Annotated in this window: 16 protein-coding genes and 2 tRNA genes; 10 read left to right on the top strand and 8 right to left on the bottom strand. The window is 72.4% G+C overall.

The annotated features are described in order from the left end of the window. Positions 1 to 72 precede the first annotated feature (72 nt). Together ABD954_RS11140 and ABD954_RS11135 are read right to left on the bottom strand one after the other, a co-directional pair. Positions 73 to 600 carry an NUDIX hydrolase gene (locus tag ABD954_RS11140; RefSeq protein ID WP_345485761.1) on the bottom strand — a complete coding sequence of 176 codons (528 nt, stop codon included), beginning with the start codon at positions 598 to 600 and terminating at the stop codon, positions 73 to 75. Next, the gene (locus ABD954_RS11135) at positions 597 to 2,045 is read right to left on the bottom strand and encodes a zinc-dependent metalloprotease (RefSeq protein WP_345485760.1); all 1,449 of its coding nucleotides are present in this window, start codon (positions 2,043 to 2,045) and stop codon (positions 597 to 599) included. The genes ABD954_RS11140 and ABD954_RS11135 overlap by 4 nt, the downstream gene beginning before the upstream one ends. A gap of 257 nt (positions 2,046 to 2,302) precedes the next feature. On the opposite strand from ABD954_RS11135, the gene ABD954_RS11130 reads away from it, so the two are divergent. From ABD954_RS11130 to ABD954_RS11115, 4 genes are all read left to right on the top strand, one after another. Continuing rightward, positions 2,303 to 3,412 carry an SDR family oxidoreductase gene (locus ABD954_RS11130; RefSeq protein ID WP_345485759.1) on the top strand — a complete coding sequence of 370 codons (1,110 nt, stop codon included), beginning with the start codon at positions 2,303 to 2,305 and terminating at the stop codon, positions 3,410 to 3,412. Positions 3,413 to 3,491: 79 nt separating this feature from the next. Then, positions 3,492 to 3,953, top strand: a complete 462-nt coding sequence (locus tag ABD954_RS11125) for a molybdenum cofactor biosynthesis protein MoaE (RefSeq protein ID WP_345485758.1) — start codon at positions 3,492 to 3,494, stop codon at positions 3,951 to 3,953. A gap of 229 nt (positions 3,954 to 4,182) precedes the next feature. Beyond that, the gene (locus ABD954_RS11120; protein ID WP_345492651.1) at positions 4,183 to 4,452 is read left to right on the top strand and encodes a death domain-containing protein; all 270 of its coding nucleotides are present in this window, start codon (positions 4,183 to 4,185) and stop codon (positions 4,450 to 4,452) included. A gap of 58 nt (positions 4,453 to 4,510) precedes the next feature. Then, complete coding sequence (locus ABD954_RS11115) at positions 4,511 to 5,599, top strand: YlbL family protein (RefSeq protein WP_345485757.1); 1,089 nt, start codon at positions 4,511 to 4,513, stop codon at positions 5,597 to 5,599. Between the two features lie 102 nt (positions 5,600 to 5,701). Here the strand turns inward: ABD954_RS11115 and ABD954_RS11110 are convergent, their stop codons facing one another. Further along, complete coding sequence (locus tag ABD954_RS11110; protein ID WP_345485756.1) at positions 5,702 to 6,259, bottom strand: PPA1309 family protein; 558 nt, start codon at positions 6,257 to 6,259, stop codon at positions 5,702 to 5,704. Between the two features lie 144 nt (positions 6,260 to 6,403). Here ABD954_RS11110 and ABD954_RS11105 point away from each other — a divergent pair, with 144 nt between their 5' ends. The 4 genes from ABD954_RS11105 (at position 6,404) to ABD954_RS11090 (ending at position 11,809) form a co-directional block, all read left to right on the top strand. Continuing rightward, positions 6,404 to 9,394 (top strand): UPF0182 family membrane protein, encoded by a 2,991-nt coding sequence (locus ABD954_RS11105; RefSeq protein ID WP_345485755.1) that lies wholly within the window; start codon positions 6,404 to 6,406, stop codon positions 9,392 to 9,394. Positions 9,395 to 9,441: 47 nt separating this feature from the next. Further along, positions 9,442 to 9,515, top strand: a tRNA-Met gene (locus ABD954_RS11100). A 185-nt stretch (positions 9,516 to 9,700) separates the two neighbouring features. Continuing rightward, a complete protein-coding gene (locus tag ABD954_RS11095) occupies positions 9,701 to 11,662 on the top strand; it encodes a tetratricopeptide repeat protein (RefSeq protein WP_345485754.1) in 1,962 nt (653 codons plus the stop codon). Between the two features lie 73 nt (positions 11,663 to 11,735). Beyond that, positions 11,736 to 11,809: transfer RNA gene (locus ABD954_RS11090), tRNA-Met, on the top strand. Positions 11,810 to 11,949: 140 nt separating this feature from the next. Here the strand turns inward: ABD954_RS11090 and ABD954_RS11085 are convergent. Next, on the bottom strand, positions 11,950 to 12,369 hold the full coding sequence (locus ABD954_RS11085) for a Fur family transcriptional regulator (protein ID WP_345485753.1): 420 nt from the start codon (positions 12,367 to 12,369) through the stop codon (positions 11,950 to 11,952). 153 nt (positions 12,370 to 12,522) lie between these two features. Here ABD954_RS11085 and ABD954_RS11080 point away from each other — a divergent pair, with 153 nt between their 5' ends. Then, positions 12,523 to 13,974 (top strand): catalase, encoded by a 1,452-nt coding sequence (locus tag ABD954_RS11080; RefSeq protein WP_345485751.1) that lies wholly within the window; start codon positions 12,523 to 12,525, stop codon positions 13,972 to 13,974. A gap of 87 nt (positions 13,975 to 14,061) precedes the next feature. On the opposite strand, the gene ABD954_RS11075 is transcribed toward ABD954_RS11080, so the two are convergent. Together ABD954_RS11075 and hisN are read right to left on the bottom strand one after the other, a co-directional pair. Then, on the bottom strand, positions 14,062 to 14,454 hold the full coding sequence (locus ABD954_RS11075) for a CBS domain-containing protein (protein WP_345485749.1): 393 nt from the start codon (positions 14,452 to 14,454) through the stop codon (positions 14,062 to 14,064). 135 nt (positions 14,455 to 14,589) lie between these two features. Further along, complete coding sequence (gene hisN, locus ABD954_RS11070; protein WP_345485748.1) at positions 14,590 to 15,402, bottom strand: histidinol-phosphatase; 813 nt, start codon at positions 15,400 to 15,402, stop codon at positions 14,590 to 14,592. Between the two features lie 166 nt (positions 15,403 to 15,568). Here hisN and ABD954_RS11065 point away from each other — a divergent pair, with 166 nt between their 5' ends. Next, a complete protein-coding gene (locus ABD954_RS11065) occupies positions 15,569 to 16,303 on the top strand; it encodes a TetR/AcrR family transcriptional regulator (RefSeq protein ID WP_345492088.1) in 735 nt (244 codons plus the stop codon). On the opposite strand, the gene ABD954_RS11060 is transcribed toward ABD954_RS11065, so the two are convergent. After that, positions 16,195 to 16,518: a DMT family transporter gene (locus ABD954_RS11060; protein ID WP_345485747.1), complete on the bottom strand. Its 324-nt coding sequence runs from the start codon at positions 16,516 to 16,518 to the stop codon at positions 16,195 to 16,197. The genes ABD954_RS11065 and ABD954_RS11060 overlap by 109 nt on opposite strands. Before the next feature lie 183 nt (positions 16,519 to 16,701). Beyond that, positions 16,702 to 17,712, bottom strand: coding sequence for a ribosome small subunit-dependent GTPase A (rsgA, locus tag ABD954_RS11055; RefSeq protein ID WP_345485746.1), 1,011 nt, complete (start codon positions 17,710 to 17,712; stop codon positions 16,702 to 16,704).

Raw genomic sequence — 17,712 nt, 5'->3', positions numbered from 1 at the left:
GCGTCCCATGCGTAAGGGGCGGTCTCCACGGAGACCGCCCCTTACGCATGGAGGGGAGTACGGGGATCGCGCTCAGCCCAGCCGGGCCAGCGTCCCTTCGAGGAGCCGGACCACCGACGTGTCCGCCACGCCCGCCACCTCGTCGTAGCCGAACCAGCGCAGGTCCAGCGACTCGTCGCTGATCTCCGCCGCCGCACCGGCCGGGGCCAGCGCCGCGTACTGCACGTCCAGGTGCCAGTGGCAGGGCGCCGGGATCGGATGCCGGTCGAGGCGCACCGGACCGCCCGGCAGCAGCGTCAGACCCGTCGCGATCCCCGACTCCTCCCGGGCCTCGCGCAGGGCCGCCGCCTCAAGGGTCGGGTCACCCGGCTCGCAGTGCCCGCCCATCTGCAGCCACATGCCCAGCTTCTTGTGCAGCGTCAGCAGCACCTGCCCCCGCGAGGGGTCGATCACCAGCGCGCTGCTGGTGAGGTGACCGGCCTCGCAGGGCTTGTACATGCCGTCCGGGTGGGCCGCCAGGTGCTCGAGATAGACCTCACGCAGCTCCGGCTGGTCCTCGTACTCCTTCAGCACCAGGACCGCGTCGTCGTACAGGCTCACTTCTGCGTGTCGTCCTTGCCTTCGTCACCGCGGTCGCCGTCGCCCTCCGAGCCGCCCCGGGCCGCCTCGCCCAGCATCTTGTCGAGCTCGGAGAAGTCCAGGTGCTCACGGTGGACGAACCCGTCCGGGTCGTCCAGGTCCGTGGCCGTCGGCAGCATGTCCGGGTGCTCCCACAGGCCGTCCCGGCCGTCCACCCCGCGCGCGTCCGTGAGCGAGGCCCACAGCCGGGCGGCGTCCCGCAGCCGGCGCGGACGCAGCTGGAGACCGATCAGGGTCGCGAAGGTCTGCTCCGCGGGGCCGCCCGTCGCCCGGCGCCGGCGCAGTGTCTCGCGCAGCGCGTCCGCCGACGTCAGACGGGACTTCGCGGCCTCGTGCACCACCGCGTCCACCCAGCCCTCGACCAGCGCGAGCGCCGTCTCCAGCCGGGCCAGGGCCGCCTTCTGCTCCGCCGTGTCCTCCGGCTGGAACATGCCCTGCTGCAGCGCCTCCTGGAGCTGCTCGGGCTGCGCCGGGTCCAGCCGGCCCACCGCCTCCTCCAGCTTGGAGGTGTCGACCTTGATGCCCCGGGCGTAGCCCTCGACCGCGCCGAACAGATGCGAGCGCAGCCACGGCACGTGCGCGAACAGCCGCTGGTGGGCGGCCTCGCGCAGCGCCAGGTACAGCCGGACCTCGTCCGACGGCACGCCGAGGTCCTTGCCGAAGGCCGCCACGTTCAGCGGCAGCAGCGCCGCCTTGCCGGACGGGCCCAGCGGAAGGCCGACGTCCGTCGAGCCGACGACCTCGCCCGCCAGCACGCCCACGGCCTGGCCGATCTGCTGGCCGAACATCGCGCCGCCCATGGAGCGCATCATGCCGATCAGCGGGCCCGCCATGGCCTGCATCTCCTCCGGCAGCACGTCGCCCATCGCCGCGCCGACGCGCTCGGCGACCGGGTCGACCAGCTGCTGCCACGCCGGAAGCGTCGCCTCGACCCACTCGGCGCGGCTCCACGCGACGGCCGTGCCCGCGCCCGAGGGCAGCGAGGTCACCTGGTCGAGCCACAGGTCGGCGAGCCGGACCGCCTCCTGGACGGCGGACTTCTCGGCCGGGCCGACGCTCTCGTCCTTGGCGCCGTCGGGCGTGCCCTGGGCCACGACCTGGCGGGCGATCTGCTTGGCCATGTCCCAGTTGACCGGCCCGCCCTCGTAGCTGAGCATCTGGCCGAGCTGCTGGAAGGCCGCGCCGAGGTCCTGGGGGTTCATCGAACCGAACATCGCGGCGAAGGGATTGTCCGCGCCGCCCGGCCCGCCCATGCCCATGTTCATGCCCGGGAAGCCGAAACCGAACGGGCCGTCGCCCTGGCCACCGGACCCCTGGCCACCTCCGGCGGGGTCCTTCTTCTTGCCCTCGTCGCCGTTCTCCGGCTCCTCCGGCGGAAGACCGAATCCGAATGGGGTGTCACTCACAGGTTTCCTCGGCTCGTCAGGCCGCCGGCTTCCTGCCGGCGGCGGGCTCTCGGCTCGGCTCGCCTCCCCGACTCCACACCACCAGCGTAGGTGGTGGCTCGCCGGTCATGCCGGGTCCACGGCAGCCGCCGACCCCGACATCCGCACCGGATACGGGCTCGGTGCTCCGCCAGGCCCTGCCCTGCGGCAGGATGGACGCCACCTGGTACGTACGCGTCATTCGGGTACGTACTGAAGACAACCGCTGGAGACGCCCGGTGAGTTCCCCAGATCCTCAGGTTCGCGCAGCGCGAAACCCCTCAACCCGGTCCGCCGCGCGCGGCCCCGTCGTCGCGGTCACCGGTGCCGCGTCCGGCGTCGGTGACCTGCTGACCCGGCGCCTGGCCGCGTCCGAGGAGGTCAGGCAGGTCGTCGCCATCGACGAGCGCCGCGGCGAGGTGCCCGAGGCGCGGTGGCACATCCTCGACGTGCGCGACCCCGCCATCGCGGAGAAGCTCCGCGGCGCGGACGTCGTCGTGCACCTCGCCGTCGACCTCGACCTGGAGACCGACCCCGCCGCGCGCACGGCCTACAACGTGCGCGGCACCCAGACGGTGCTCACGGCCGCCGCCGCGGCCGGGGTGCACCGGGTGGTCCTGTGCACCTCCGCCATGGTCTACGGGGCGCTGCCCGACAACGACATCCCGCTCTCCGAGGACGCCGAGCTGCGCGCCACCGCCGAGGCCACCGGCGTCGGCGACCTCCTGGAGATCGAGCGCCTGGCCCGCCGCGCGCCCCGCGCCCACCCCGGCCTCAACGTGACGGTCGTCCGGCCGGCGGTCCTGGTGGGCGGCACGGACACCGCCCTCACCCGCTACTTCGAGTCGCCCCGGCTTCTGGTCGTCGCCGGATCGCGCCCCACCTGGCAGTTCTGCCACGTCGAGGACCTGGTCAGCGCCCTGGAGTATGCGGCCCTCGAGAAGGTCGACGGCGAGTTCGCGGTGGGCTGCGAGGGGTGGCTGGAACAGGAGGAGGTCGAGGAGCTGTCCGGCATCCGGCGCATGGAGCTGCCCTCCGCCGTCGCCCTCGGCGCGGCGGCCCGGCTGCACCGGATCGGCCTCACTCCGTCCCCGGCGGGCGACCTCGCCTACACCATGCACCCCTGGGTGGTCAGCGTGGGCCGGCTGCACGACGCCGGCTGGCGGCCCCGGTGGACCAACGAGGAGGTGCTCGCCGCGCTCCTGGAGGAGGTCGAGGGCCGGCACACCGTCGCGGGCCGCCGGCTCGGCCGCAAGGACGCGACGGCGGCGGGCGCGGCCGGTGCCACGGTGGCGCTGCTGGGCACGGCGGCGCTGGTCCGCCAGATGCGCAAGCGGCGCGGCCTGTAGGACCCTCCTACGGAGGGTCCGCCCTTGCCGGTCGAAAACGCCATTCCGCGGCGTCGGTGCCGTACGGCACGATGGAGTCATGGCAGACACGCATGACCACCCGGGCGAGCGGGCCGCGGACGACCCGATCAAGCTCCTCGCGATCCGTGACACCCCGCTGTCCGTCGACGAGGTCTTCCGCGCGGCCGGCGACGACGCCGCGGGGGCCACGACCCTGTTCGTCGGCACGGTCCGCAACCACGACGGCGGCGCCGACGTCGACGCCCTCGGCTACTCCTGCCACCCCAGTGCCGAGGCGGAGCTGCGCCGCGTCGCGGAGAAGGTCGTGGCGAACCACCCGGTCCGCGCGCTGGCGGCCGTCCACCGGGTGGGTGACCTCCGTGTGGGTGACATCGCCGTGGTCGTCGCCGTCTCCTGCCCCCACCGCGCGGAGGCCTTCCAGGCGTGCCGCCAGCTGATCGACGACCTCAAGCACGAGGTCCCGATCTGGAAGCACCAGACCTTCTCGGACGGCACCGAGGAGTGGGTCGGCGCCTGCTGACACCCTCGCCCCGAGAGCGGGGCCCCGGCGGAACGCCGGGGGAGGGACGGCGCCTGCCGACCCGCCGGGCCGATACGGCTCGTGACCACACCGTCGCAAGGCGCCACGCCGACCACGCGTAGTCGAGCGGCCCGATTTGCGTAACCGCCCCCCGCGCGTGAGCGTTGATCCCGCGGACGAATAATCTGCTGATCGACTCACTGGTGACCACTGGGGATGGGAGGTCGGGATGGCTGCGCTCGCCTGGTTGCTGATTCCGCTTTTCGCCGTCGTCGGCGCGGCGATATGGGGAAGCTGGGCTCAGAGGAACAAGACGATAGGCGACGTCGCCGAGCTCGCCGGCTACGCCCGCTTCCGGGACGCCATGGAGCGGTCCCACAGCGTCCCCGTCCCCTCCGCGACCACCCCCGCCGTCCACGACCCGGCCTCCGCTTCCGCTTCCGCTTCCGCTCCGGCACTGTCCGAGCGCGAGGGCTCGCCGGCGACGACCACCGGCTGAGCCCCGTACGGACCCGCCCCGGGAGTGCACGCACGGACCGGTCCCGTACTGTCGTTCCATGCCACGCCGCACTGCGACGATGCTCGCCTCCACCCTGGTCCTGATCACGCTGCTCTGCGTCGGCGTCCTCATCCCGGTGCCGTACGCGGAGATGAGCCCCGGCCCCACGGTGAACACCCTCGGTGAGGCGCGCGGAGAGCCGGTCCTGCAGATCTCGGGACGTCGGACGTACCCGACGTCGGGGCACCTCAACATGACGACCGTTCGCGTCACCAGCGCGGACTACAAGATGAACGCCGTCGAGGCCGTCTACGGCTGGCTGGCCCACGACAGCGTCGTGGTGCCCCACGACACGCTCTACCCGGACGGCAAGACCGAGGAGCAGTCGAGCCAGGAGAACGCCGAGGAGTTCTCCCAGTCGCAGGAGAGCGCCAAGGTCGCCGCCCTCCAGGAGCTGGACATCCCGGTGACCACCCGGGTCGTCGTCGCCACCGTCGTCAAGGGCACCCCGGCCGAGGGGAAGCTGCACGCGGGCGACGTCATCCGGGCCGTGGACGGCGTGGCCGTCAAGGCGCCCGGTGACGTGGCCAAGCTCGTCACCAAGCACAAGCCGGGCCAGGACGTCACCTTCACGATCGTCCCGGCCGAGGTGGCGGCCGCCGCGGAGAAGGCCCACAAGGACGCCACCACGACCCGGAAGGTGGTCCTCAGGACCACCAGCTCCCAGGAGGGCGACCGGGCCATCGTCGGCATCCAGGCCGGCACCGACCACGTCTTCCCGTTCACCATCGACATCAAGCTCGCCGACGTCGGCGGCCCCAGCGCCGGACTGATGTTCGCGCTCGGCATCCTCGACAAGCTCACGCCCGGCTCGCTGACCGACGGCCGGTTCGTGGCCGGCACCGGCACCATCGACGACAAGGGCAAGGTCGGCCCGATCGGCGGCATCGAGATGAAGCTGGTCGGCGCGCGCAAGGCAGGTGCCGAGTACTTCCTCACGCCGGCCGCCAACTGCGCCGCGGCCGCCTCCGACACGCCGGCCGGGCTCACGCTGATCAAGGTGGACACGATCGACGACGCCACCGCGTCGCTGGAGAAGCTCCGCAAGGGCGACACGGCGTCCCTGCCCCGCTGCTCGGCAGGCTGATCCGCGGCGAGCGCCCCGCGCCCGCCCCGCCCCGCCCCGCGCCCCGTCACACGCCCGCCCCGCCTCGCCCCGGGCCGTCACCGGCCCGCGGCGAGCGGGCTGCTACGACGCGAAGGTCGCCGCCAGCGCGTCCGCCAGGCCCGGCACCAGGTCGGGCCCGGTCAGCACCTCGCTCGGCGAGTCCTTCTCGCGGAGCCGGATCGCGGCCTCGCGCGCCCCGTCCCGCAGCACCGCGACGGTCATCCGGACCTCCTGGCGCTCCGGGTGGCGGGCCACCCACGCGGCCAGTCCGGCCTCGTCGAGGTCCTTCGGCACGGACGCCTCGGCCGACGGCGGCAGCATCAACCGCTCGACCGTGAGCGCGCAGCCGGCCACCGCGTCGGGCCAGGCGATGGTGCCGAGGAACTCGTCGAGGGGCTTGCCGGCCGGCAGTTCCTCCTGCTCGATGGGGGTGTAGCCGGTGACGGCGGCGTCCGCGCCGAGACCCAGCTGGGAGGCCAGCGAGGGTTCCTGGGCGCGCAGCCGGGCGGTGTCGACCAGGGCGAAGAGCCGGGCCGGCCGGTCCCAGCCGAGGCCGGACGCGTACTCGTCGATCTCCAGCACGGCTCGGGTGAGGGGACTCGCGGCCATCGGGGGACCGGAGGGGGAAACGTTGGACATGAGCAATATCCTGCCTCCTCCACCCCGGAACACGGGAACTAGGTAAAGCCTCAGTAAGTTGCATCAGTGGGCTCTACGATCGCGGAGCCTGCTTATCGACGCATTCGACGCATCAACCTCGAGGGGCGCACGTTGGCTTTCCAGATGCCGGACCGCGGAGGCGGCACAGGTCCTTCCGGGCCAAGGATCAGAGTCGGCCGCCCGTCCCGGCGCGCCCGTACGCTGCTGATGACGCTGGGCGTCCTGGCGGTCCTCGCCATGGCGTTCGTGATGTTCGCAGGGTTCTGGACGGACTGGCTCTGGTACCGCTCGGTCCGCTACCAGTCCGTCTTCACCACCACCCTGTGGACCAAGGTCGGTCTCTTCCTCGTCTTCGGCCTGCTCATGGCCCTGGCCGTCGGCCTGAACATCTGGCTGGCGCACCGGCTGCGGCCGCCGCTGAGCGCGATGTCGATGGAGCAGCAGAGCCTCGACCGGTACCGGATGGGGGTCGCGCCCTTCAAGAAGTGGGTGCTGCTCGCCGTCATGGCCCTGGTCGGCCTGATCGCCGGCGCCTCCGCCTCCGGTCAGTGGCGCACCTGGCTCATGTGGGTGAACGGCGTCCCGTTCGGCGAGAAGGACCCGCAGTTCCGCCTCGACGTGGCGTTCTACGCCTTCGACCTGCCCTGGTACCGCTTCCTGCTGGCCTTCGGCTTCGCGGCCGCGGTCCTCTCGCTGATCGCCGCCGCCCTCACGCACTACCTGTACGGCGGTCTGCGGATCACCAGCCCGGGCGCCCGCGCCACGGCCGCCGCCACCGGCCACCTGTCGGTGCTGCTCGGCGTCTTCGTGTCGCTGAAGGCCGTGGCGTACTGGCTCGACCGGTACGGCCTCGCCGTGAAGTCCAGCGACTTCAAGGCGACCGGCAACTGGACCGGCCTGCGGTACGTGGACGCCAACGCCTATCTGCCGGCGAAGACGATCCTGTTCTGCATCGCCGTGATCTGCGCCGTGCTGTTCTTCGCGACGCTGTGGCGGCGCACCTGGCAGCTGCCGGTGATCGGCTTCGGCCTGATGGTGCTCTCGGCGATCCTGATCGGCGGCCTGTACCCGGCCATCGTGCAGAAGTTCCAGGTCCAGCCGAACGAGCAGGCCAAGGAAGCGCCGTACATCAAGAAGAACATCGACGCGACCCGCAAGGCCTACGCCATCGACACCACCAGGCCGGAGGAGTACTCCGGCAAGTCGACGGTCAAGGACAAGGACCAGCTGCGGGCCGACGCCGACACGGCGGCGAGCTACCGGCTGATCGACCCGAACATCGTGTCGCCGACGTTCCAGCAGCTGGAGCAGAAGCGGAAGTACTACCAGTTCCCGCTCACCCTGGACGTCGACCGCTACCAGGGCAAGGACACCGTGGTCGGTCTGCGCGAGCTCAACATCCGGGGCATCCCGAAGCGGAACTGGATCAACGACCACTTCACCTACACCCACGGCTACGGCGCGATCATGGCCACGGGTACGCAGACGGACGCCAACGGCTCCCCGATCTTCACCGAGCAGGGGCTGCCCACCACCGGTCAGCTCGGCCCGTACGAGCAGCGCATCTACTACGGCGAGAAGACCGACCAGTACTCGATCGTGGGCGGGCCCCAGAAGGAGCTCGACTACGAGGAGAACGGCGAGAAGACCACCAGCTACCAGGGCAAGAGCGGGGTCAACCTCTCCAACACCTTCAACCGCGCCGCCTACGCGGTCGCGTTCAGCGAGCCGCAGATCCTCTACTCGGGGGCCATCGGCGACGGCTCGCGGATCCTCTACAACCGCACCCCCAAGGAGCGGGTCGAGGCGGTCGCGCCCTGGCTGACCATCGACGGCGACGCCTACCCGGCGGTCGTCGACGGCCGCATCCAGTGGATCGTGGACGCGTACACCACCACCAACGGCTACCCGTACGCCTCGCGCACCACGCTCGGCGAGTCCACTGCCGACGCCCTGACGGTCGGCAACCAGCAGCGCGCGGTCGTCGCGCCGCAGAACCAGGTCAACTACATCCGCAACTCGGTGAAGGCCACCGTCGACGCGTACGACGGCACGGTGAACCTCTACCAGTGGGACAAGCAGGACCCGGTCCTCAAGACCTGGATGAAGGCATTCCCGGGCACGGTCAAGGCCCGTGAGCAGATCGACCCGGATCTCATGCAGCACCTGCGCTACCCGCAGGACATGTTCAAGGTCCAGCGCGAGCTGCTCACCCGCTACCACGTGCAGGACCCGGCGCAGTTCTACAGCGGCTCGGACGCCTGGCAGGTGCCCGACGACCCGACCACCAAGGACGGCAACGCGGTCCCGCCGTACTACCTGAGCATCAAGATGCCCGGGGACCCGGCCGAGAAGTTCTCGCTGACGACGACGTTCACGCCGAACGGGCGGCCCAACCTGGGCGGCTTCATGGCGGTGGACGCCGATGCCACCAGCAAGGACTACGGCCGCATAAGGCTGTTGAGGGTCGGCGAGGACGTGCCGGGACCCCAGCAGGTGCAGAACAAGCTCAACAGCCTCCCGTCGGTGGCGACGTTCGTCCGTGACATGAAGGGCGCCGACTCCGACATCCTGTACGGCAACCTGCTCACGGTGCCGCTGGACGGCGGTTTCCTGTACGTCGAGCCGGTCTACGCCCAGGGCCGCAACGCGCAGTACCCGCTCCTCAAGAAGGTCGCGGTGTCGTACGTCGACGCGGACCAGCCGGACGGGGACACGACCAAGGACACCACGGTGTTCGAGGACAACCTGACCGCGGCGCTCAACACGGTGTTCGGGGTCGAGGGCACCGCGCCGCCGGCCACGCAGCCGCCGGGCACCAAACCGCCGGCGCCGGTGACGAACGACGTCGCGCTGAAGCAGGCCATCGCGGACGCCCAGAAGGCGTACGACGACGGTGAGGCGGCGCTGCAGAAGGGCGACTGGGCGGCGTACGGCAAGGCCCAGGAGGCCCTGGCGGACGCGCTCCAGCGGGCGGCTGCTGCGGGAGCGAAGCTCCAGAGCGACACCGGCCGGGGCGGCACCAAGCCCACCCCGAACGCGACCCCGAGTGCGTCGGCGAGCCCCGGCACGCCGGCCTCCCCGAGTCCGAGCGCGAGCCCCGGCGCCGGATAAGCGGTAAGAGCTCCCCTCCGCGTCGTGATAGCGTGTGAACACAACGACGCGGGGTGGAGCAGCTCGGTAGCTCGCTGGGCTCATAACCCAGAGGTCGCAGGTTCAAATCCTGTCCCCGCTACTGAAGACGAGGGCCCGGATCCATCAGGATCCGGGCCTTCGTCATGTCCCCAACGGCGTTGCGGAGGGGGCGAGTTGGCGCGGGACGTGTTTGACTTGTCTCTCTGTGGGCATGTCGACAAAACGCTGAAGTGACCTCACTGGCTGCGGTATACCAGGTGTACGCGGGTTGCAGGTGGTGCGACGATGGTATTTATGGGGGACAGGGCAACTCTGTTGGAGACAGGGCGGTTTGTGCAGCGGCATGCCGGAAACGCCGCAGACGAGATCATCGAGGCCGCGGGAGCCGCCGTCGATGCGGCCGTCGACACCACCACCGCCGAGACCGAGACGGAAGCCGAGACCGAGGCCCGCCACCGGCGCGCCGCCGAGCGCGGCGACGCCGCCGCGATGAGCGCTCTCGGAGCCCTCCTGCTGCGCCGCGGTGACCTGGACGGTGCCGAGCCGTATCTGCGCGGGGCCACTGCCCAGGGTGACCGCGCCGCCGCCAACAACCTGGGCGTCCTGCTGCACCAGCGCGGCTACCCGGACGAGGCCGCCGGCTGGTGGCGGATCGCCGCCGTGGCCGGATCCGCGCCGGCCGCGCACGCGCTCGGCCGCCACCACCGCGAGCGCGGCGACGAGCCGGCCGCCGAGTACTGGCTGCGCCAGTCCGCCGAGCAGGGCCACGCCCTCGGCGCGTACGCCCTCGCCGACCTCCTGGAGCACCGCAGCGACGTCGGCGCCGAGCGCTGGCTGCGCGCCGCCGCCGAGCAGGGCCACCGGGAGGCCGCCTACCGGCTCGCCCTCGCCCTGGAGCGGCGAGCGACGGCGCCGCCGAGCCGCGGCCCGCACGCGTACGACACCGGCACCGGCCTGCGCACCTCGGCCGCGTCCGGCGCCACCCACGGCACGGGCGGGGGCCAGGGCAAGGCCGAGGTGCCGTCGGTGAGCGGGGACTCGCTGGCCGAGGCCGAGCAGTGGTTCCGGCAGGCCGCCGCGCGCGGCCACCGGCGGGCCGCCCTGCACCTGGGCGCGATCCTGGAGAAGCGCGGCGAGCTCAAGGAGGCCGGCCGCTGGTACCTGTCCTCCGCCAAGGACGGCGAGGCCAAGGCCGCCTGCGCGCTGGGCTTCCTGCTGCGCGACGCGGGCGACGAGGAGAGCGCCGCCGTGTGGTGGCTGCGGGCCGCGCAGGACGGTGACGGCAACGCCGCCAACGCGCTGGGCGCGCTGCACGCCGCCCGCGGTGAGCACCAGACCGCCGAGCGCTGGTACCGCGCCGCCATGGACGCGGGCGACGTGAACGGCGCCTACAACCTGGGACTGCTGTGCGCCGCCCAGGAGCGGACCGCGCAGGCCGAGCAGTGGTACCGCCGCGCCGCCTACGCGGGACACCGGGAGGCCGCCAACGCGCTGGCCGTCCTGCTGCTCCAGGCCGGCGACGCGGGCGGCGCCGAGCCCTGGTTCTCCAAGGCCGCCGAGGCCGGCAGCGTCGACGCCGCCTTCAACCTCGGCATCCTCCACGCCGGCCGCGACGACGACCGCACCGCGCTTCTCTGGTACGAGCGCGCGGCCGCCGCCGGGCACACCGAGGCCGCCCTCCAGGTCGGCATCGCCTGCCTGCGCGACGGCGACGAGCAGGCCGCCGAGCGTTATCTGCGGTGCGCGGCGGGCGGCGGCAGCGCCGAGGCGGCCTTCCGGCTCGCCACGGTCCTCGACGCGCGCCGCCCGGCCCCCGGCCCGCCCGCCCTCGGCGCCCAGCGCGAGGAGAAGAGCGAGTGCGAGGAGTGGTACGAGCGCGCCGCCGAGCAGGGCCACCGCCGTGCCCAGGTCCGGGTCGGCATGCTCGCCGCCGCGCGCGGCGACGTGGCGGAGGCCGCCCGCTGGTACCGGGAGGCGGCCGAGGCCGGATCCCGCAACGGGGCCTTCAACCTCGGGCTGCTCCTGGCCCGTGAGGGCGGCGAGCGGGAAGCGGCCCTGTGGTGGACGCGTGCCGCCCACGCGGGCCACGGTCGGGCCGCGCTCCGGCTCGCCCTGCTCGCGGCCCGCCGCGGGGAGCTGACCGAGGGGCGCCGCTGGTGCGCCCGCGCGGTCGAGCTGGGCCCGGCGGAGGTGGCGGAGCGGGCGGCACGGCTGAGCGAGGCGCTGCACCAGGAGCTCACCGCGTAACGCGGCTCACTCCGTTCGCTCGACCTATCGATTTGCCCTGCTGCGAACGGTCCCGTAAGGTTGGGTTCACCGACGCGGGGTGGAGCAGCTCGGTAGCTCGCTGGGCTCATAACCCAGAGGTCGCAGGTTCAAATCCTGTCCCCGCTACTCAGTGGCACGAAGGCCCGGATCCGTCTGACGGATCCGGGCCTTCGTCGTGCGTCGGCCGCGCGAGGCCCACGGCCCGCCGCACGGAGAAGGCCCCCGCCGTCAGGGCGGGGGCCTTCTCCGTGCCGGACGGGGCGCCGTCAGGCGGTGGCCGCGCAGTTCGGGCAGATGCCCCGGTAGGTGACCTCGACGTCCGAGATGGTGAAGCCGAAGCGCTCCGAGTCGGGGAGGTCGGCCAGCGGGTTGCCCGCGGGGTGGACGTCCCGGATCGCGCCGCAGCGGCCGCAGACCAGATGCTGGTGCGGGCGGTGGGCGTTCGGGTCGTACCGCTTGGCGCGGCCGTCCGTCGCGACCTCCAGCACCTCGCCCAGCGTGACCATCTCGCCCAGCGTGTTGTAGACGGTGGCGCGCGAGATCTCCGGCAGGCGCTCCACGGCGCGGGCGTGGACCTCGTCGGCGGTCAGGTGTACATGGTCCCCGTCGAGCACTTCGGCCACGACGCGTCGCTGCGCGGTCATCCGCCAGCCACGGCCGCGCAGTCGTTCCAACAGGTCACTCATGGGGCTCAGCCTAACAGCCGGGCCACAAATCCCGAACCGGTGTGAGTTTGGATCTCTCCTTGACCTAGACAATGTCTATTGTAGGATCGTGTACGGCACAGGCCGGGCAGGCAGGACAGGCTTGCGGCAGAACCCATGCAGCAGGAGGCGCACGTGACGCAGGGACCGCTCACCACCGAGGCCGGGGCACCGGTGGCGGACAACCAGAACAGCGAGACGGCGGGCGTCGGCGGGCCGGTCCTCGTCCAGGACCAGCTGCTGCTGGAGAAGCTCGCCCACTTCAACCGCGAGCGCATCCCGGAGCGCGTGGTCCACGCCCGCGGCGCCGGGGCCTACGGCACGTTCACGGTGACCGCCGACGTCACCGCGTACACCAGGGCCGCCTTCCTCTCCGAGGTCGGCAAGCAGACCGAGACCTTCCTGCGCTTCTCCACCGTGGCCGGCAGCCTCGGCGCGGCCGACGCCGTGCGCGACCCGCGCGGCTGGGCGCTGAAGTTCTACACCGAAGAGGGCAACTACGACCTCGTCGGCAACAACACGCCCGTCTTCTTCATCCGGGACGCCATCAAGTTCCCCGACTTCATCCACACCCAGAAGCGCGACCCGTACACCGGCTCGCAGGAGGCGGACAACGTCTGGGACTTCTGGGGGCTGAGCCCGGAGTCCACGCACCAGGTGACCTGGCTGTTCGGCGACCGCGGCATCCCCGCCTCGTACCGCCACATGAACGGCTACGGCTCGCACACCTACCAGTGGAACAACGAGGCCGGCGAGGTCTTCTGGGTCAAGTACCACTTCAAGACCGACCAGGGCATCAAGAACCTCACCCAGGCCGAGGCCGACCTGCTCGCGGGCCGCGACCCCGACTCGCACCAGCGCGACCTGCGCGAGGCGATCGAGCGCGGTGACTTCCCGTCGTGGACCGTGCAGGTCCAGATCATGCCGGCCGCCGACGCCGCCACGTACCGCTTCAACCCGTTCGACCTCACCAAGGTGTGGCCGCACGCGGACTACCCGCCGATCGAGATCGGCAGGCTGGAGCTGAACCGGAACCCGCGGAACGTCTTCGCCGAGGTCGAGCAGTCGGTCTTCAGCCCGGCCCACTTCGTGCCCGGCATCGGCCCGTCCCCGGACAAGATGCTCCAGGGCCGGCTCTTCGCCTACGGCGACGCCCACCGCTACCGCGTCGGCATCAACGCCGACCAGCTGCCGGTGAACCGCCCGCACGCCACCGAGGCCCGCACCCACTCCCGGGACGGCTTCCTCTACGACGGCCGGCACGGCGCCGCCAAGAACTACGAGCCGAACAGCTTCGGCGGGCCGCGGCAGACCGGCCGCCCGCTGTGGCAGCCCGTGCCGGTCTCCGGTGCCACCGGCGACCACGCCGCCCCCCTGCACGCCGAGGACGACGACTTCAGGCAGGCCGGCGACCTCTACCGGCTGATGTCCGAGGACGAGAAGGGCCGGCTGGTCGACAACCTCGCCGGCTCCCTGGCCAAGGTCTCGCGCGACGACATCGCCGAGCGCGCCATCGGCAACTTCCGCAACGCGGACGAAGACTTCGGCAAGCGGCTCGACGCCGCGGTCCAGGCCCTGCGTGGCTGACGGCCGCCTGCCGTAGGGAGAAGAGGGCCGGACGTCCCGTGTCCGTACGGGAGTCCGGCCCTCTGCCGTCCGCGTCCGTCCCGGACGTCAGGCGGCGGTGGCGCTGTACACCGGAAGCCAGCAGCGGATGATGTCGCGCACGGACACGATGCCGACCGGGCCCTGGTCGTCCAGGACGACCAGATGACGGAAGCCGCCGCGGGTCATCGCCTCCGCGGCCTCCTCGAGGGTCCAGGTCGGGGCGGCGAAGACGACGTCCCGGGTGGTGTGGGCGTCGGCGGTCTCGAGGTCGGGATTCCGGTCGGCGCCGATCGCGTTGAGGATGTCGCGCTCGGTGAGGATGCCGAATCCTCCGGAGTCGCCGTCCTGGACGACCGCCGCGCCGACGCGGCGCGCCGACATCAGACGGGCCGCCTGGCGGAGTGTGTGGGCGGGGCCGATGGTGAGGGTCACGGTGCTCATGGCGTCACGGACGAGCATGGAGGGAACCACCTCCGAATCGGTGACTTCGAGAACTCTTTCACAAGTTCACAAAGGGGGGATTCTCAGAGTGGCACCGGGCCGGGAAGCCGACAAGGGGGCGCGCGAAGCGCGTCCCGGAGTACTGAGGGGCGGTCAGCCCTCCGCGGACGGCTGCTGGTTGAGGTAGGCGAGCAGCTCGCCGTGGAGCAGACCGTTCGACGCGGCCGCGTTCCCGCTGTGCGGACCGTGCCGGCCGTCGAGCCCGGTGAAGGTGCCCCCGGCCTCCTGCACCACGATCGCCGTGGCCGCCATGTCCCACAGCGACAGCTCCGGCTCCGCGCAGATGTCCACCGAGCCCTCGGCCACCATCATGTACGGCCAGAAGTCGCCGTACGCCCGGGTCCGCCAACACGCGCGCGTGAGGTCGAGGAAGCCGTCCAGCCGGCCGCGCTCCTCCCAGCCGCTCAGGCTCGAGTACGCGAACGAGGCGTCCTCCAGGCGGCCGACCTTCGACACCCCGATGCGGGTCGCCGACGCAAGGCTCCGCCCGGTGTAGGCGCCGAGCCCCTTCGCCGCCCACCAGCGGCGGCCGAGCGCGGGCGCCGAGACCACGCCCACCACCGGCTGGAAACCGGTCTCCCCGGCCTCCATCAGCGCGATCAGCGTCGCCCACACGGGCACCCCGCGCACGTAGTTCTTGGTGCCGTCGATCGGGTCGACGACCCAGCGGCGCGGGCCCGTGCCCTCCACGCCGTACTCCTCGCCGAGGATCGCGTCCCGGGGCCTGGCACGCTGCAACTGGCCCCGGATCAGCTCCTCCGCCGCCTTGTCGGCCTCGCTCACCGGAGTCATGTCGGGCTTCGTCTCGACCTTCAGGTCGAGCGCCTGGAACCGGTCCATGGTGGCCGCGTCCGCGGCATCCGCGAGGACATGGGCGAGACGCAGATCGTCGTGGTAATCGGCCATGGTCGAAACTCTATCCCCCGAAGGCGCGTCGCCCCGCCGCGGCCCTTGACAGTGCGTGGCCGTCCGTCAACGCTGTGCGCAGTACCGACCCGGCCGGGAGGCGACGATGCCGACTGCCCCGAAGACGCCGAAGGCGGCGAGGACGCCCAGGACCCGCACGGCGCCGATGGCCCGCGAGGCCCTGCTCGACGCGGCCCTCGCGGCGCTCGTCACGCTGCCCTGGTCCGCGGTGCGGATGGTCGACGTCGCCACCGCCGCCCGGGTCTCCCGGCAGACCCTCTACAACGAGTTCGGCAGCAAGGAGGGACTCGCCCGGGCGCTCGTGCGGCGCGAGGCGGACCTGTACCTGCGGGGCGTCGAGACGGCCCTCGCCGAACCGGGGCCGCCCGCCCGCCGGCTGGTCGCCGCCGCCGAGTGGACGGTCGCCGCGGCCGCCGCCCGGCCCGTGCTGCGCGCCCTGCTCACCGGCGCCTGGAACGAGCGGCTGCCCGTCCCGCGGCCCGCGCGCACCGGGACCCGCGCCGCCGCCGTGCCCGAACAGCGGCGGGCCGACGCCGGGGTGCCCTCACCGGCGGAGCTGCTCGTCCAGGCCAGGGACCGGGCGGCCGCGCTGCTCGCCGAGGACCCGCGGGCGGCCGTCCGCTCCTGCGAGCTCGCGCTGCGCCTCGCGCTGTCCTACGTGGTGGCCTCCGCGCCGGTGGTCTCGCAGCCGTCCCCGCAACCGCCGCCGCTGTCGTCGCCCCAGCGGTCGCCGCGGACCGCCCGGACCGCAGGGCCCCCCGGAGCCGCGGTTCAGTGCGCGGAGCCCGACAGCTGGAGGCCGATGACGCCGACGATCACCAGCGTGATCGAGACGATCTTGAGCGTGGACACCAGGTCGCCGAGGAACACCATCCCGTAGATCGCCGTCCCCGCCGCCCCGATCCCGGTCCACACCGCGTACGCCGGCCCGACGTCGAGCTTGCGCAGCGCGAGGGTCAGCAGGCCGAAGCTGCCGAGCGCGAAGCAGGCGAAGGCGACCGTGGGCCACAGCCGGGTGAAGCCGTGCGAGAGCTTCAGACACACCGCGAAACCGGTCTCGAGCAGTCCGGCGACCACCACCAGCAGCCACGCCATCGCAAGTGCCTCCCACGCCGTCGGTGACTGCTTCGTCTCGCTCGGTGCGATTATGCACTTACCGACGGTCGTGACCCGCAAACGTGCGCGATCCGGGTGACGCGTCGCCGGCCGCCCGAGGCCGGGCCAGGACAGCCGCCCTCCGGCGGGCCCTCCGGTCAGCCGCCCTCCACGGGCCTCCGGTCAGTCGCCCTCGCGCCGCTCGCGCGTCGCCAGCAGCCGCCGCAGCGAGTACAGCCGGGCCGGATCCGCGTGCCCCTCCGCCACCCAGGCGTCCAGCGCGCAGTCCGGCTCGTCGTGACTGCACGCCCGCGGGCACTGTTCCGTGCCCGGCTCCAGGTCCGGGAAGGCGTGGATGACCCGGGACGGGTCGACGTGGTGCAGGCCGAAGGACCGCACGCCCGGCGTGTCGATGACCCAGCCGTCCGTCTTGTCCAGCGGCAGCGCGAGCGCCGAGGTGGTGGTGTGCCGGCCGCGGCCGGTCACCGCGTTCACGTGACCGGTGATCCGCCGCCGCTCCTCGGGCACCAGCGCGTTCACCAGCGTCGTCTTGCCCACGCCGGAGTGCCCCACGAACGCGGTCACCCGGTCGCCCAGGTACTCCCGCACCCGGTCCGCCGCCCCGCCGTCGTACAGCTCCTCGCGGTTCACCACCACGTACGGGATGTCCAGGGCGCCGTACAGCTCAAGGATCTTGTCCGGCGGCGCCAGGTCCGACTTCGTCAGCACCAGGAAGGGGGTGAGCCCGCCGTCGAAGGCCGCGACCAGACAGCGGTCGATCAGGCGCGGGCGCGGCTCGGGGTCGGCGAGCGCGGTCACGATCGCCAGCTGGTCGGCGTTGGCCACCACCACCCGCTCGTACGGGTCGTCGTCGTCGGCCGTGCGCCGCAGCACCGAGCTGCGCTCGCCGATCCGCACGATCCGCGCCAGGGTGTCCTTCTCGCCGGACAGGTCGCCCACCAGGGACACCCGGTCACCGACCACGGCGGCCTTGCGGCCCAGCTCGCGCGCCTTCATCGCCATGACGACCCGGTCCCCGACCAGGCACGTCAGCCGGCCGCGGTCGACGGTGAGGACCATGCCCTCGACGGCGTCCTCGTGCTTGGGCCGGATGGTCGTACGGGGCCGGTTGCCCTTGCGGTTGGGCCGCTGGCGGATGTCGTCCTCGTCGGTGTGCTTGCCGTAACGCCGCAT

It is taken from the genome of Streptomyces roseoviridis, from assembly GCF_039535235.1.
Lineage (GTDB): Bacteria > Actinomycetota > Actinomycetes > Streptomycetales > Streptomycetaceae > Streptomyces > Streptomyces roseoviridis.
Note: the sequence above shows the minus strand (reverse complement) of the source record. Positions and strands in the feature narration are given on the sequence as shown.